Genomic DNA, 14,549 nt, shown 5'->3' with positions numbered 1-14,549 from the left:
AATCGGGATTCCTCGTTGGTGTCCTGCACGGACCCCAAGGAACTCGATCGCGTAAAAACCAACTGGGTTGCCAAAAAGCTCGGCATAGCCGACGGCAGCAAGGCGGACGCGGCCATCGAAAAGACCTGCAAGGCGATGGAGGCCGACAACACCAAGAGCCGCGTGACCTTCTATTACCTGGTCGCCAAGGATCTGGGTAAGCTCGCCAGCCTCTGAACAATCATCCTGCATCGGCGGATGCTGGCGCGATTTCCGCGCCAGCCCAGAGCATGGCCGCGAGTGTCTTGTCTGAAGATTCTGCGCTTTGATATGTTCGGCCAGCAGCCAGTCGGCTATGATGGCCGGTAACCCGAATCGAGCCCCCGAATCGAGCCGAAGCCGATGCGCCAGTACCTCGACCTCTTGAAGCACGTGCTGGAAAACGGCGCCGATCGCGGCGACCGCACCGGCACCGGAACGCGCTCGGTGTTCGGTTATCAGATGCGCTTCGACCTTGCGCGCGGCTTTCCGGTCACCACCACCAAGAAGCTTCACCTGAAGTCGATCGTGCATGAACTTCTGTGGTTTCTGGCCGGCGACACCAACATCAAGTACCTCAACGACCACGGCGTCTCGATCTGGGACGAATGGGCCGACGAGAATGGTAACCTCGGCCCGGTCTATGGCAAGCAATGGCGCTCCTGGCCGGACGGCCATGGTGGCACCATCGACCAGATTGCCAATCTCCTGAAGGAGATACGCAAGAATCCTAATTCCCGAAGGCTGATCGTTTCGGCGTGGAACCCGGCCGAAGTGGAAGCCATGGCGCTGCCACCCTGTCATTGCCTGTTCCAGTTCTATGTCTCTGAGGGCAGGCTTTCCTGCCAGCTTTACCAGCGTTCCGCCGATATCTTTCTCGGCGTGCCGTTCAACATCGCTTCCTATGCGATGCTCACCTTGATGGTGGCGCAGGTGACGGGGCTGAAACCCGGCGATTTCGTCCACACGCTGGGCGATGCGCATCTTTACGCGAACCATTTCGAACAAGCGCGCGAACAGCTGCGGCGCACGCCCAAGGCGCTGCCGACGCTGTGGATCAATCCGGAGGTGAAGGACCTCTTTGCCTTCCGCTTCGAGGATTTCCGGCTGGAAAATTACCTCGCCGATGCGACGATCAAGGCGCCCATCGCGGTGTGAGCCGCAAACGTCGGGCTTCTACTTTACCCTGTCTCGAATTGCTCGGAGGCGGTGCTGGGTCGTCCGCCGCGAGTACCGTATCCGATGCTTTGATCCACGTCAGCCTGCAACGTTGCGCTATATGCACCGCTATTTATCGTGAGCGGTGGCGGCAACACGCAATGCCATTGGCTGGGCCATTGTTCGGGCTAAATCTGGCAAAAGCCCTTTCCTTGTTATATTCACATGGATATATCGATGGCAGGCTCGCGCCGATCGGATTTTTCAAGCCCCAGGAGAGTTCATGCTGGTGCGCAACGGTTTCGGATTGAAGGCGGCCGCCATTGGCGGTCTGACAGCGATGTTGATCGCCGCGATACCGGTTGCCCACGCCGATGACAGGCTGATCGTCTTCGCCGCGGCAAGCATGAAGAACGCACTGGATGCCGTGAACACCGCCTGCGAGGCCGATGTCGGCGAGGTGGCAACCATTTCTTATGCGGCAAGCTCTGCCTTGGCCAAGCAGATCGAGGGCGGCGCGCCAGCCGATGTCTTCATCTCAGCCGACCTCGACTGGATGAAATATCTGTCCGACAAGAAGCTGACCAAGCCGGATACCGAAGTGAAGTTGCTCGGCAACCAAATCGTGCTGGTGGCGCCGAAGGATTCGTCGGTCGAAACCAGGATCGAAAAGGGTTTTGATCTTGCCGGGCTGATCGGCGACGGCAGGCTTGTCATGGGCGATTTCAAAGCGGTGCCGGCCGGCAAATATGGCAAGGCCGCACTTGAATCGCTCGGCGTCTGGTCCTCGATCGAAGGCAAGATGGCACAGGCCGAGAATGTGCGCGCAGCGCTCAAGCTGGTCTCGACCGGCGAAGCAGCACTCGGCATCGTCTACGCCACCGACGCGCACGCCGAGCCCGGCGTCAAGGTGATCGGCACCTTCCCGGAGGATTCGCACCCGCCGATCGTCTACCCGGTTGCCCAGATGGCGGATTCGACCGACAAGGATGCGCCGGTATTTTTGGAATGCCTGCAATCCGCCAAGATAGGCGAGATCTTCAAGGCGCAAGGTTTTACGGTCCTTACGCCGAGCAACTGAGGCGCGCCAAAAAGATGAACTGGCTGCTGGACCTCACTCCCGACGAATGGAATGCGGTCCGGCTGTCGATCAAGGTGGCGACAGTGGCGATGATCGCCAGCCTGCCGCCCGGCATATTGATCGCACTTGTGCTCGCCCGTGGACAATTCTGGGGCAAGACGCTGCTCAACGGGCTGGTGCATCTGCCGTTGATCCTGCCGCCGGTGGTGGTCGGCTATCTGCTGCTGCTCTCCTTCGGCAGGCGCGGCCCGGCCGGGGCGTTTCTGGCCGAGCATTTCGGCATCGTTTTTTCTTTTCGCTGGACTGGTGCCGCACTGGCCTGCGCCGTCATGGGCTTTCCCCTGATGGTGAGGGCGATCCGGCTGTCGATCGAGGCGGTCGACCGCAGAATCGAGGCGGCGGCCGGAACGCTTGGCGCCAATCCGCTGTGGGTGTTCGGGACGATCACGCTGCCGCTGATCCTGCCCGGCCTGATTACCGGCGCGATCTTGTCTTTCGCCAAGGCGATGGGCGAATTCGGCGCAACGATCACCTTCGTTTCCAATATCCCAAATGAGACGCAGACACTGCCGTCGGCGATCTACACGTTCACGCAGGTGCCGGGCGGCGATGCCGGCGCGCTCAGGCTGACCCTGATCTCGATTGTCATCTCGATGGCAGCACTTGTCGCGTCGGAGGTTCTGGCGCGGCGCGTCGGCAAGCGGATGGATATCGAATGACGGTCGTGATCGATATCACCCATCGGCTTGGCGATTTGGGGCTCGACGTCCGCTTCGGGAGCGCCGGGCGGCTGACCGCGCTGTTCGGGCCCTCGGGCTCCGGTAAGACGACGCTGATCAACATGATTGCCGGATTGATTCGGCCCGAGAAGGGGCGGATCGAGGCCGACGGCCGCGTGCTGGTCGATACGGATGCGGGCCTGTTCGTGCCGAAGCACAAGCGCCGCATCGGCATGGTGTTCCAGGATGCGCGGCTGTTTCCGCATATGAGCGTGGCCAGCAATCTGCGTTACGGCCGCTGGTTCGCGCCGGCGGCGGAACGCTATGCGGACGTGAATGCCGTTGTCGACCTGCTCGGCATCGGTCCTTTGCTCGACCGGCGGCCGGCGAAGCTTTCCGGCGGCGAGAAACAGCGTGTGGCAATCGGCCGGGCGCTGCTCGCTAGTCCAAGGTTGTTGCTGATGGACGAGCCGCTGGCTTCGCTCGACGACGCCCGCAAGGCAGAAATCCTGCCTTACATCGAGCGGCTGCGCGACGAGACGAAAATCCCGATCGTCTATGTCAGCCATTCGATCTCGGAAGTGGCGCGGCTGGCAAGCGACGTCGTTGTGCTGGCGCAAGGCAAAGTCGCTGCTTGCGGCCCGACCGGTGCGATCATGCAGCGGCTCGACCTGTTGCCGGCAGAAGAGCGCGGCGAGGGCGGCGCGGTGCTGGATACCGCGGTGCTGCGCCACGACGAAGTCTTTGGCATGACCGTGCTTGGCTCGGCGGCGGGCGACATCCGCGTGCCGCTTCTGGCAGTGCCGGTCGGTGCGCCGGTGCGCATCCGCATCCGTGCCCGCGATGTGATGATCGCCATCGAACAGCCGACGGGTCTCAGCGCGCTCAACATCTTGTCGGGCACGATCGTGGCGATAGAGCCTGGCGAGGGGCCGACGGTCGAGATCGGCATAGACTGCAATGGCGCAACCGTCCTTGCCCGGATCACCGAGCAATCGCGACAGACGCTGAAACTTCGGCTCGGTCGAAAAGCCTACGCGGTGGTCAAGACGGTAAGCTTCGACCGGGCGAATACGAGCGTCGGCCTGCCTGTCGAGGCGGATGGATGACCGACGGATGATTGTCGCTATATCATTTTGAAATAGCGATATCGCAGGAGAGCTTCTAGGATGGATGTGGCGCGACTGCGGAGGAGCAAATGCCGTCGCTGAGCTTGCGGATAAACCTTGATCCAGAAGGGCGCATCGGGCCGGGCAAGATCGAGCTTCTCGAGCAGATCGCCGCCTTCGGATCGATCTCGGCGGCGGCGCGCGGAATGGAAATGTCCTACAAACACGCTTGGGATCTCGTCGAGGACATGAACCGGGTGTTCGGCAAACCGCTGGTCGCGGCGCAGACCGGAGGGAAAAAGGGCGGCGGCGCCCAGTTGACTCCGGTGGGGCTTGCGGTGGTCAGCCGCTTTCGCGCCATCGAACGGGCTGCGGCTTCCGCGGCGGCGGCGCATATGGAAGCATTACAGGCGGAGATCGATGCCGGGTGAGGTCGGTGGAATCTGTACCGGCCGAGCCTATTCCTCCGGCTCGCCGGGCTTGCGCAGCAGATAAGTGTCCATGATCCAGCCTTTTTTCCGGCGGGCCTCGTCGCGGGTCTTCACGATCTCGTCGCCGACGTCGCCAAGGCGACCGGAAATGAGGATCTCGTCGGGCGTGCCGAGATAGGCGCCCCAGTGGATGACGAGGTCCTTGTCGTCCAGCGTGTTGAAGGCGCATTTGCCGTCCAGCATGATGACGGTGCTGCCGGCATTGTCGGGCAAACCTTCCTCGGTAAGCCGGCGGCCGGTGGTGATCTGAATCGCATCGCCGACGCGGTTCAGCGCCATCTTGTGGCTGGCGGCGAGCGCCTGGACAGCAGTGATGCCGGGGATCACCTCGAGCTCGAACCCGACATTGCCTCTCATGCGCACACGCTCCAGTATGCGCAGCGCGCTGTCGTAGAGCGAGGGATCGCCCCAGATCAGGAAGGCGCCGCAGCCATCTTGCGAAAGCTCGTCGCGGATCAGGCTTTCATAGATCGCGGCGATCGCCTCGTGCCAGTCATCGACGGTCGAGCGATAGGAGGGTGCTGGCTCGGCCCGCACCGGCACGTCGAATTCGACGCGACGTGAGTTTGGATTGGTGACGAATCGGTCGCAGATCCGGCGGCGCAGTTCTGCGAGGTCGTTCTTCTTTTCGCCCTTGTCGGGAATGAACAGTACGTCGGCGCGGTTCAAGCCGCCGATGGCCTGCACGGTCATGTGGTCGGGATTGCCGGCGCCGATGCCGATGACGAGAAGCTTGCGCATGGGCGAACTCCTGCCTGATCGGAACGTCGGTGTCCAGAGAGCCAGGGCATGTGCGCAAGCGCGGAAGGGCTTTGAAACTCCACATTGAAACGGCTAGAGTCATACCTGCATCTCGCCAAGGGAGCTTCCATGTTCCGTTATGTTCTGAGCGCAGCGCTGGCGCTCTCGGCCACGCCCGTATTCGCCAATGATTCGATTGCCGAATTGGGAACGGGCGGCCTGATCCTGTCGCGTAGCGACGCGGTCGCCATGGAGAGTGAGGACCTCTACATCTCGCCGGAAAAGGTGACGGTCGATTATGTCTTCCGCAACAACACCGACAAGGATGTCGACGCGATCGTTGCTTTTCCGATGCCCGACATCGAAGGCGATCCCAACGAGATGCCGGCGATCCCCGACGGCCAGAGCGACAATTTCCTCGGCTTCGAGGTGACGATCGACGGTGTTGCCGCAGAACCGCAACTCGAGCAGAAGGCGTTTGCGCTCGGCATCGACATCAGCGCCGATCTTAAGGCGCAGAACGTGCCACTCTACCCGTTCGGCGATGCGGCCAGGGCGGCATTGGCCAAGCTGCCGCAGGCGGTTGCCGACGACTGGGTCGACCGCGGCCTCATCATCGAAGACACTGCAGACGACGGTTCAGGCATGAAGACCGTCTATGTGCCGTTCTGGCAATTGCGCTCGACCTACTGGTGGCGCTCGACCTTTCCAGCCAATAAGGCAGTGCACGTTGCCCACCGCTATAAGCCAAGCGTCGGCGGCACGTCCTCGGTCAGCTTTTTCTACGATGGCCAGTTCCAAGGCCAATACGCCGCCTACAAGACCCGCTACTGCATGGACGGCACGTTCGAGAACGCGATCCGCAAGGCAGCGAAGGGCAATCCCGACGGCACTCCGAAATATTTCGAGAACCGCATCGCCTATATCCTGACCACGGGCGGTAACTGGGCGACGGGCGCCATCGGCAAGTTCAAGCTGACCGTCGACAAGGGCGATCCAAAGAACCTGGTCTCGTTCTGTGGCGAAAACGTCAGGAAAGTCGGACCGACCCGTTTCGAGATGACGGCAGAAAATTTCTACCCTGAGCACGATATCGACATATTGCTGCTGGCGCCTTCGGGCGATGGCGGGAGCGGCGGCTGATGGACGTCGCGATCTATGTCGCCATCGCTGAAAACGGCGTGATCGGGCGCGATGGTGGTTTGCCGTGGCGGCTTTCCAGCGATCTCAAGCGGTTCAAGATCGACACGATGGGCAAACCTATCATCATGGGTCGCAAGACCTATGAAGGCATCGGCCGGCCTCTGCCGGGCAGGCTCAACATCGTGGTGACCCGCGACAAGGCCTGGCGCGCCGAGGGCGTCGAAATCGTGCATTCTCTCGACGAGGCGATCGGTCTGGCGGAGGTGCGCGGGCGCTGCATGGCCGGCGCCGACGAAATCTGCGTCATCGGCGGCGGCGAGATCTACGCCCAGGCGCTGCCGCTGGCCGATCGTTTGCATGTCACCCATATCCTTGCCGCGGTCGACGGCGACGCGCATTTCCCGCCGATAGACCCGGATTTGTGGCACATTGTCCGCTCGCAGAACGTTCCGGCCGGTGAAAAGGACAGTCATGCGACACGCTATTCGGTTTACGAGCGGCGCCGCGACGTGCATTGAGAGACGATATAGGGTCGCGACGGTCCAAAACGGACGGTGACGACGACCGATCGCGTTGAAAGCGTGCCGTCGCGTCCCTATAGAAGGACGATACCGGATTTTGCGTCGTCAGGCCGGCGCGTGAGGGAGCGAAAGGACATTCATGCCCTGGAATGACAAAAGCGGCGGAGGCGGCGGCCCATGGGGCGGCGGCAACAATCCAGGACCCTGGGGGCAGGGGCCGAAGGGGCCGAGTGGTCCGCAGGGCTCGCCTCCCGATCTCGAAGATATCATCCGGCGCGGCCAGGATAGGTTGCGGCGTGCTTTGCCGGGTGGCGGCGGCGCCAGCCCAGCCGTATTCGGGCTGATCGCGGCAGCGGTTGTGGTGCTGTGGGCATTCAAGGCGGTCTATACCGTGCAGCCCGACGAGGTTGCGGTCGAACTCAGATTCGGCGTGCCAAAGGCGGAGTTCTCGCAGCCAGGCCTGCATTTCCATTGGTGGCCCATCGAGACGGTCGAGACGGCCAACATCGCCGAACAACTCGTCAACATTGGCGGCGGCACGGCAACCGGCAACGGTTCAGGCCTGATGCTTTCTGGCGATCAGAACATCGTCAACGTCCAGTTCTCTGTGGCCTATCAGGTCTCCGATCCGAGGGCCTATCTGTTCGACGTGTCCGATCCCGACGGCATGCTGCGGCAGGTCGCCGAAAGCGCCATGCGCGAAGCGGTCGGCCGGCGACCGGCGCAGGACATCTTCCGCGACGATCGCGAGGGCATTGCGGCGTCCGTGCGCGAAATCATCCAGACGACGCTTGACGGCTATAGGGCCGGCCTGAACGTCAACGCGATCTCGATCGAGGACGCTGCGCCGCCGCGCGAAGTGGCCGACGCCTTCGACGAGGTGCAGCGCGCCGAACAGGACGAGGACAAGTTCGTCGAGCAGGCCAACCAGTATTCCAACCAGAAGCTCGGCCAGGCGCGCGGCGAGGCCGCACAGATCCGCGAGGAGGCGGCCGGCTACAAGAACCGGGTCATGCAGGAGGCCGAAGGCGAGGCGCAGCGCTTCATCTCGGTCTATGACGAATACGCCAAGGCGCCGGATGTGACGCGCCAGCGGCTTTATCTGGAAACGATGGAGAGGGTTCTGAAGGATTCCAGCAAGGTCATTATCGAGCAAGGCAGCGGACAAGGGGTCGTTCCCTATCTGCCGCTGCCTGCATTGCAGCAGAAGGCGCCGGCGCCGGTCCTCGGAGGAACCCAGTGATGGCCAACCGTCTTCCCATTATCGCCGTCATCGCCGCGGTTATCCTGTTCCTGCTCTATTCGTCCGTCTTCGTTGTCAATGCGCGACAGCAGGCGCTGGTGCTCAGGTTCGGCGAAATTGTAGACGTCAAGAGCCAGCCGGGCATCTATTTCAAGGCGCCGTTCGCCTTCTTCGATGCCGACAGTGTGCAGTTGATCGAAAACAGGGTGCTGCGCTTCGACCTCGACAACATCCGCGTTCAGGTTTCAGGCGGCAAGTTCTATGAGGTCGACGCCTTCATCGCCTATCGGATCTCGGATCCGCGCGTGTTCCGCTCCGCGGTGTCCGGCCAGATCGAACTGGCCGAGGCACGGTTGAGGACGCGTCTCGACGCCGCCTTGCGCCGTGTTTACGGTTTGCGCGACTTCGAGGCGGCGCTCTCGGAAGAGCGAGCCGTGATGATGCGTGAAGTGCGCGATCAGCTGAGGCCGGACGCCACGTCGCTCGGCCTTCAGATCGAGGATGTCCGTATTCGCCGAACCGATTTGACAGCGGAAGTCTCGCAACAGACATATGACCGCATGAAGGCTGAGCGTTTGGCCGAAGCCGAGCGGCTGAGGGCGCGCGGCAACGAGGCGGCGCAGCGCATCAGGGCGCGCGCCGACCGCGAAGTGGTGGAGATCGTCGCCGAGGCACGGAGAGAGTCTGAAATCCTGCGCGGTGAAGGCGAAGCTCAACGCAGCGCCACCTTCGCGAATGCCTACCAGCGCGATCCAGCCTTCTTCGACTTTTACCGGTCGATGAATGCCTACGGCACGGCGCTGGACAATACCGGGACGACGATGGTGCTGTCGCCGAATTCGGAATTCTTCCGTTTCTTCCGCAATCCCGCCGGCGCGGACACGCCGGCGGCGCCGCCCGCACCTGCTGCACCGGCAGCGCAGCCAGGCACCGGCCAGTAACGGCCGGTGCAGGATTTTCTGGCGGCAATAGGCTTGGTTCTCGTCGTAGAGGGCCTAGTCTATGGCGGCTTTCCCGGCCTCGCCAAGAAACTTGCCGGCGAAGTTCTGTCGATGCCGGAGAATGCGCTGCGGGTCGCCGGGCTGGTTGCCATCGCTGTTGGTGTCGGCCTCGTCTGGCTGGTGCGGGGTGGATGACGGTTTATGATTTCGGGATAACGGAGGATTTATCTTCGGCCGATAGCCATAGCCGCAAACGTGCCTTATTTCTTGCCAACATGGTTCGACGCAGCGTTTTCGGCGAGCGCATTTCTTTTCAGAGACACCGGGAGACTTCTCGATGAGATCCAACAGGTTTTTGCGCGCGGCGAGGCGGACGTTCACCGTGGGTGCTGCAGCACTTCTTATCGGCGCAGCGACCGTCCCGTCGCTGGTGACGCCGGCGGCCGCCGCCGACGGCCCCGCTTCGGTCGCCGATCTCGCGCAGGGCCTGCTCGGCGCCGTGGTCAACATATCGACCTCGCAGAGGGTGAAGGGCACGGAGGGCCCGGGAGCGGTGCCGATGCCGCAGCTTCCGGAGGGCTCGCCCTTCCAGGATTTCTTCGACGATTTCTTCAAGAACCGTCCCGGCGAACAGGGCAACCCCTCGCAAAAGGTGCAGTCGCTGGGCTCCGGCTTCGTGGTCGACGCCGAGCAGGGTATCGTGGTGACGAATAACCACGTGATCGCCGATGCCGACGACATCGAGGTGAATTTCTCCGACGGCGTGACGCTGAAGGCGACGCTGGTCGGCACCGATACCAAGACCGACGTGGCGGTGCTGAAGGTCGATCCGAAAGGGCACAAACTGACGGCGGTGAAATTCGGCGATTCCAGCAAGATGCGTGTCGGTGACTGGGTGATGGCGATCGGCAATCCGTTCGGCCTCGGCGGCACCGTGACGGTTGGTATCGTCTCGGCCCGCAACCGCGACATCAATTCCGGTCCCTATGACGACTTCATCCAGACCGATGCTGCGATCAACCGAGGCAACTCCGGCGGACCGCTGTTCAACAGCGACGGCGAGGTGATCGGCATCAACACGGCGATCATCTCGCCGTCCGGCGGCTCGATCGGCATCGGCTTTTCCATTCCCTCGCAGCTTGCGTTGGGCGTCGTCGACCAACTCCGCCAGTTCGGCGAGACGCGGCGCGGCTGGCTCGGCGTGCGCATCCAGCCAGTGACGGACGACATTGCCGAAAGCCTCGGCATGGCCACCGCTAAGGGCGCGCTGGTCGCCGGCGTCATCAAGGGCGGGCCTGTCGACAACGGCACCATCCTGGCGGGCGACGTCATCATCAAGTTCGACGGCAGGGACGTCAATGAAATGCGCGACTTGCCGCGCGTCGTCGCGGAGAGCACGGTCGGCAAGGCTGTCGATGTGGTCATCGTGCGCAAGGGCGTCGAGCAGACCGTGAAGGTGACGCTCGGCCGGCTCGAAGATGGCGAAAAGCTTGCCAGCGGCGAGAACGGCACCGCCGACAAGGATAATGGCGACGAGGCGCCCGCCGTTTCGACGGCTTCCGTGCTCGGCATGACCGTTGGCGAGCTCAACGATGAGATGCGGACGAAATTCGGCATCGCCGCCGAAGTCTCCGGCGTCGTCATCACCGAAGTCACCAAGGATTCGGCCGCTGCCGAACGCGGCATCCAGGCCGGCGAGGTGATCACCGAGATCGCGCAGGAATCGGTTGCTACGCCCAAGGATGTCATGGACCGGATTGCCGCGTTGAAGGAGCAGGGACGCAAGAACGCGCTGCTGATGCTGGCGTCGAAGACCGGCGAATTGCGGTTTGTGACGATCCGTATGGATTGAGTCCGGTAAAGACTACAGAGGAAAAAAGGCGGCTAGCAACCCGCCTTTTTTCTTGCTTGCCAATCCTTGGCTGTCAGCCTGTAGAACACATGCCGCTTGAGCATGGCATGGCTGTCCGGAATGTCGGGGTGCTCGAAATCGCTGGCCGGGTCGGCGATCATGCCCAGGCGCTGCATGACGGCTGTGGAACGGCTGTTATCCCTAACGGCGAAGGACACGATTTCGTCGAGGCCAAGCGTTTCGAAGCCATAGGCGAGCCACGCTTCGGCTGCCTCGGTGACATAGCCATGGCCCCAGAATTCGGGCGCCAGCCGCCAGCCGATCTCGACTGTGCCGGCAGGCAGGAAGGGCAAATGATCGGTGTCGAGGAGGCCGACGAAGCCGATGCATTGGCGCGTTTCAATTATCTCGGCGGCAGCGAAACCGTAGCCATCCTCGGCGATCCAGGCGCGGAACTCGTCCATTTTGGCGTCCGCGGCAGCGCGGTCGCGGCGAAATGGAAAGAATTCCATGACGCGTTCGTCGGAATTGATGCGGTGGAAGAGCTCACGGTCGCGATCCTCCCAGTTGCGCAGGATCAGGCGCTCGGTGCGGATCGGCGTCACTCCACAAATTCCTCCCGCCGGTAGCCCTGCAGATAGAGCAGCGCGGTCAGGTCGGCGTGGTCGATGCGGAATTTTGCCTCCGCCGCCACGACAGGCTTGGCATGAAGTGCCACACCGGCGCCGGCAAGGCGGATCATGTCGAGGTCGTTGGCGCCATCGCCGACAGCAATGGCGTCGGCGGTCGTCAGCCCGAGGCGCGCCGAAATCTCGAGCAGCGCATCGGCCTTGGCGGCACGCCCCAGGATCGGCTCGGCCACCAGCCCGGTGAAGCGGCCGTCCTGCTCGATCAGGCGATTGGCGCGGTTCTCCTGAAAGCCGAGCATGGTGGCGATTCGTGAGGTGAAGACGTTGAAGCCACCCGACACGAGTGCAGTCCATGCGCCATTGGCCCGCATGGTCTGGACAAGTGCGCGGCCGCCGGAGGCCAGCGTCAAGCGGGTGGCGATGACGCGGTCGACCACGGCAGCGTCGAGGCCTTTCAGCAGCGCCACCCGCTCGCGCAAGGCCGGCTCGAAAGCGATCTCGCCATTCATCGATCGCGCCGTGATGGCGGCGACGTAATCCTTGACGCCGATCTCGTCGGCAAGCTCGTCGATGCACTCCTGGTCGATAACGGTCGAATCCATATCGGCGATGAGGATTTTCTTCCGCCTTCCCTCGGCCTGCTGGACGATCACGTCGACCGGTTCGGGTGCGAGCACGGCGCGCAGGCTGGCGGTCGTTTCAACGGCTTCGGCCGCCTCGGGCAAAGCAAATTCACAGGCGATGCCTTCGGCCAGCCAGCGAACAGTGCTTGCGCCGACCGCCCTTGACACCATATTCGCAAGCGCCGGCGACAATGCGCGGCCGGCGGGATGGGACACAAGCGTGGCGATCAGCGGCATCGAAAATTCCGGCGGGCAGGCGGGCGAGGGCCGCGTTAAGAACGCGATCCTGATAGCCGGGCCGACCGCCAGCGGCAAGTCCGCCCTTGCGCTCGACATCGCTGAGCATAACGGCGGCGTCATCGTCAACACCGATTCCATGCAAGTCTATTCGGTGCTCGACGTGCTGACGGCGCGGCCGACTGCTGCCGAACTCGCTCGCGTCCCGCATTTCCTCTACGGACATGTTCATCCCTCCACCGCATATTCCACCGGCGCCTGGCTGCGCGATGTGACGAAGCTCATCGACAACGGTGCGTTCTTGGAACGGCCGGTGATTTTCGTCGGTGGTACGGGGCTTTATTTTCGGGCGCTTGCGGAAGGCATTTCGGAAATGCCCGACATTCCGCAGTCGATCCGTGATCGCTGGCGCTACGAACTCCAGGAGCAGGGCGCAGCCAAGCTGCACCGCATCCTCATGCGCGAGGATTCCGCAACCGGCATGATGCTGAAGCCGACCGACGGCCAGCGCGTCGTGCGGGCGCTGGAGGTGCTCGACGCATCGGGCCGTTCCATCCTGGAATGGCAGGCGGCGCGCGGCCGTCCACTGATCGACAGGGCCAGCACGCGTTTCTTTCTGATCGAACCGGACCGAGCGGAGCTGGTGGAGCGGATCGAGGCGCGGTTCGACCGCATGCTGGAGAAGGGCGCTCTCGACGAGGTCAGGCGGCTGGCCGACCTTGGCCTCGATCCCGACTTGCCGGCGATGAAAGCGATCGGCGTTCGCGAACTCCAGGCCGCAATGGCCGGCGAGTTGAGTTTCCCCGAAGCGATCGAGCGCGCGAAGATCGCGACGCGACAATATGCCAAGCGCCAGGCGACCTGGTTCAGCCATCAGTTGGGTCCGGAATGGATGAGATTGCGCCCTGGTGATCGTGTGGAATCCACGATCTCGGATCCGCTTTCCAGTGCAACCTGAAAAGTTGATTTTGAGGGGAGATTTCCCGTCGAAGTTGTCCTAATTAACCCTCCGTAAGCCCGTCCATGCCATAACGTCTTTGGGAATTTTGCAACGGGGAGCAGATGCGTTTTCACAAGGCGGAATCAGCCTTTTTCGTGTTTATCTTCGTGATCCTGGCCGCCGGCCTGGTGACGCTTCACGCCTATGGGCTTCTGCAGGCCTTCGCCGAAGACGTTCATACACCCGCAAGGGTCGACAAGATCATCTATCTCAACAAGCTGTTGTTTGGGACCGGCGTTCTTTTGGCTACTGCCCTGTTCTTCGGCATTTTCTTTATCTACCCGCTGATCCGCAAGCAGGCGACAGAAGAAGGCAAGCTGCGCGCCATGACGGTTTCGCTCAGCGCCCGTTCGGAAACGCTGGAGCATGCAGCGCTGACCGACAGCCTGACCGGTATGCAGAACCGGCGCTATTTCGACGATGCACTGAAGGAATATCTCGAGGAATTCCGTCGCATCGAGAAGCCGGTCGGGCTGATGATCCTTGATCTCGACCATTTCAAGCAGGTCAACGACACCCACGGCCATGATGTTGGCGACGAGGTGTTGCGGGCGGTCGCCAATTGTCTCAAGGACATGACACGCTATCACGATGTGGTGGCGCGCCTGGGTGGCGAGGAGTTCGCAGTGGTCACGCCCAACATGGACGCCGAACTTCTGTCCAAATTCGCCGAGCGCATCCGCAAGGCGATTGCCAACATGTCTATACTGTCCGGCAATGTCCGCCTGAAGATCACCACGAGCGTCGGCCTTGCCGTCTGGGACCGTAAGGAAACCGCCGAAGAGTTCTATCGCCGCGCCGACCGCCAGCTGTATGAGGCCAAGAGGCAAGGCCGAAACCGCGTCTGCGCCTAAGATCCCGTCACTTAATTCGTGAGGCTGGCCGCCTGATGCCGTTTTCTGCGCTTCCGGTGCTCGTGGACTGAATGTCCACTCAGCTCCGGTTCTCGACGACACTATCCGGCTCAGCCTGACGAATTTCCTGACGGGATTTACCCAAGCAGTGAAAGCTTGCCCGGTATCTCAAGCGCGCAGGGCGCTGGA

General features: G+C 62.2%; 17 protein-coding genes. 14 read left to right on the top strand and 3 right to left on the bottom strand.

Annotated elements, in window-relative coordinates; genetic code table 11:
- The 6 genes from EOA78_RS21680 to EOA78_RS21655 form a co-directional block, all read left to right on the top strand.
- Positions 1–216 (top strand): DUF2853 family protein (locus EOA78_RS21680; protein WP_127316902.1); only part of this gene is annotated, 216 nt, incomplete at its 5' end.
- 165 nt (positions 217–381) lie between these two features.
- Complete coding sequence (locus EOA78_RS21675; RefSeq protein ID WP_127316901.1) at positions 382–1,176, top strand: thymidylate synthase; 795 nt, start codon at positions 382–384, stop codon at positions 1,174–1,176.
- 286 nt (positions 1,177–1,462) lie between these two features.
- Positions 1,463–2,257 (top strand): molybdate ABC transporter substrate-binding protein, encoded by a 795-nt coding sequence (modA, locus tag EOA78_RS21670; RefSeq protein WP_127316905.1) that lies wholly within the window; start codon positions 1,463–1,465, stop codon positions 2,255–2,257.
- A 14-nt stretch (positions 2,258–2,271) separates the two neighbouring features.
- Positions 2,272–2,976 carry a molybdate ABC transporter permease subunit gene (gene modB / locus EOA78_RS21665; protein ID WP_065010276.1) on the top strand — a complete coding sequence of 235 codons (705 nt, stop codon included), beginning with the start codon at positions 2,272–2,274 and terminating at the stop codon, positions 2,974–2,976.
- A complete protein-coding gene (gene modC / locus EOA78_RS21660; protein WP_127316900.1) occupies positions 2,973–4,085 on the top strand; it encodes a molybdenum ABC transporter ATP-binding protein in 1,113 nt (370 codons plus the stop codon). Before modB ends, modC begins: the two co-directional genes overlap by 4 nt.
- An 89-nt stretch (positions 4,086–4,174) precedes the next feature.
- Positions 4,175–4,516, top strand: a complete 342-nt coding sequence (locus EOA78_RS21655) for a winged helix-turn-helix domain-containing protein (protein ID WP_029351372.1) — start codon at positions 4,175–4,177, stop codon at positions 4,514–4,516.
- A 27-nt stretch (positions 4,517–4,543) separates the two neighbouring features.
- Here EOA78_RS21655 and cobF read toward each other — a convergent pair whose 3' ends face one another.
- Entirely contained in the window at positions 4,544–5,317 is a 774-nt protein-coding gene (gene cobF, locus EOA78_RS21650) for a precorrin-6A synthase (deacetylating) (RefSeq protein ID WP_127316899.1), read from the bottom strand.
- Between the two features lie 129 nt (positions 5,318–5,446).
- Between cobF and EOA78_RS21645 the strand changes: the two genes are divergently transcribed.
- The 6 genes from EOA78_RS21645 (at position 5,447) to EOA78_RS21620 (ending at position 11,017) form a co-directional block, all read left to right on the top strand.
- On the top strand, positions 5,447–6,460 hold the full coding sequence (locus EOA78_RS21645) for a DUF4424 domain-containing protein (protein ID WP_127316898.1): 1,014 nt from the start codon (positions 5,447–5,449) through the stop codon (positions 6,458–6,460).
- A complete protein-coding gene (locus tag EOA78_RS21640) occupies positions 6,460–6,978 on the top strand; it encodes a dihydrofolate reductase (RefSeq protein ID WP_127316897.1) in 519 nt (172 codons plus the stop codon). Before EOA78_RS21645 ends, EOA78_RS21640 begins: the two co-directional genes overlap by 1 nt.
- A gap of 142 nt (positions 6,979–7,120) precedes the next feature.
- On the top strand, positions 7,121–8,224 hold the full coding sequence (hflK, locus tag EOA78_RS21635; protein ID WP_127316896.1) for an FtsH protease activity modulator HflK: 1,104 nt from the start codon (positions 7,121–7,123) through the stop codon (positions 8,222–8,224).
- A complete protein-coding gene (locus EOA78_RS21630; RefSeq protein ID WP_127316895.1) occupies positions 8,224–9,165 on the top strand; it encodes a protease modulator HflC in 942 nt (313 codons plus the stop codon). Before hflK ends, EOA78_RS21630 begins: the two co-directional genes overlap by 1 nt.
- A gap of 6 nt (positions 9,166–9,171) precedes the next feature.
- Positions 9,172–9,360: a DUF2065 family protein gene (locus tag EOA78_RS21625; protein WP_127316894.1), complete on the top strand. Its 189-nt coding sequence runs from the start codon at positions 9,172–9,174 to the stop codon at positions 9,358–9,360.
- A 142-nt stretch (positions 9,361–9,502) separates the two neighbouring features.
- A complete protein-coding gene (locus EOA78_RS21620; RefSeq protein ID WP_127316893.1) occupies positions 9,503–11,017 on the top strand; it encodes a DegQ family serine endoprotease in 1,515 nt (504 codons plus the stop codon).
- A gap of 32 nt (positions 11,018–11,049) precedes the next feature.
- On the opposite strand, the gene EOA78_RS21615 is transcribed toward EOA78_RS21620, so the two are convergent.
- Positions 11,050–11,622, bottom strand: coding sequence for a GNAT family N-acetyltransferase (locus EOA78_RS21615; protein WP_127316892.1), 573 nt, complete (start codon positions 11,620–11,622; stop codon positions 11,050–11,052).
- Positions 11,619–12,506, bottom strand: a complete 888-nt coding sequence (gene serB / locus EOA78_RS21610; RefSeq protein ID WP_127316891.1) for a phosphoserine phosphatase SerB — start codon at positions 12,504–12,506, stop codon at positions 11,619–11,621. Before serB ends, EOA78_RS21615 begins: the two co-directional genes overlap by 4 nt.
- On the opposite strand from serB, the gene miaA reads away from it, so the two are divergent.
- Both miaA and EOA78_RS21600 read left to right on the top strand, forming a co-directional pair.
- Positions 12,496–13,464: a tRNA (adenosine(37)-N6)-dimethylallyltransferase MiaA gene (miaA, locus tag EOA78_RS21605; RefSeq protein ID WP_127316904.1), complete on the top strand. Its 969-nt coding sequence runs from the start codon at positions 12,496–12,498 to the stop codon at positions 13,462–13,464. The two genes, serB and miaA, sit on opposite strands and share 11 nt — an antisense overlap.
- Positions 13,465–13,568: 104 nt before the next feature.
- Positions 13,569–14,360, top strand: a complete 792-nt coding sequence (locus EOA78_RS21600) for a GGDEF domain-containing protein (RefSeq protein ID WP_065010266.1) — start codon at positions 13,569–13,571, stop codon at positions 14,358–14,360.
- Positions 14,361–14,549: the final 189 nt, after the last annotated feature.

It is taken from the genome of Mesorhizobium sp. M5C.F.Cr.IN.023.01.1.1, from assembly GCF_003997585.1.
Classification (GTDB): domain Bacteria; phylum Pseudomonadota; class Alphaproteobacteria; order Rhizobiales; family Rhizobiaceae; genus Mesorhizobium; species Mesorhizobium wenxiniae.
The sequence above is the reverse complement of the archived record's forward strand: the minus strand, read 5'-3'. Positions and strand labels throughout refer to the sequence as shown.

What these genes read in the sequence shown, in the direction of transcription:
- serB (WP_127316891.1), bottom strand. Translation starts at nt 12,506, where the DNA reads ATGCCGCTGATCGCCACGCTTGTGTCCCATCCCGCCGGCCGCGCATTG.
- modC (WP_127316900.1), top strand. Translation starts at nt 2,973, where the DNA reads ATGACGGTCGTGATCGATATCACCCATCGGCTTGGCGATTTGGGGCTC.
- hflK (WP_127316896.1), top strand. Translation starts at nt 7,121, where the DNA reads ATGCCCTGGAATGACAAAAGCGGCGGAGGCGGCGGCCCATGGGGCGGC.
- cobF (WP_127316899.1), bottom strand. Translation starts at nt 5,317, where the DNA reads ATGCGCAAGCTTCTCGTCATCGGCATCGGCGCCGGCAATCCCGACCAC.
- EOA78_RS21655 (WP_029351372.1), top strand. Translation starts at nt 4,175, where the DNA reads ATGCCGTCGCTGAGCTTGCGGATAAACCTTGATCCAGAAGGGCGCATC.
- EOA78_RS21645 (WP_127316898.1), top strand. Translation starts at nt 5,447, where the DNA reads ATGTTCCGTTATGTTCTGAGCGCAGCGCTGGCGCTCTCGGCCACGCCC.
- EOA78_RS21600 (WP_065010266.1), top strand. Translation starts at nt 13,569, where the DNA reads ATGCGTTTTCACAAGGCGGAATCAGCCTTTTTCGTGTTTATCTTCGTG.
- EOA78_RS21620 (WP_127316893.1), top strand. Translation starts at nt 9,503, where the DNA reads ATGAGATCCAACAGGTTTTTGCGCGCGGCGAGGCGGACGTTCACCGTG.
- modB (WP_065010276.1), top strand. Translation starts at nt 2,272, where the DNA reads ATGAACTGGCTGCTGGACCTCACTCCCGACGAATGGAATGCGGTCCGG.
- EOA78_RS21630 (WP_127316895.1), top strand. Translation starts at nt 8,224, where the DNA reads ATGGCCAACCGTCTTCCCATTATCGCCGTCATCGCCGCGGTTATCCTG.
- EOA78_RS21675 (WP_127316901.1), top strand. Translation starts at nt 382, where the DNA reads ATGCGCCAGTACCTCGACCTCTTGAAGCACGTGCTGGAAAACGGCGCC.
- EOA78_RS21640 (WP_127316897.1), top strand. Translation starts at nt 6,460, where the DNA reads ATGGACGTCGCGATCTATGTCGCCATCGCTGAAAACGGCGTGATCGGG.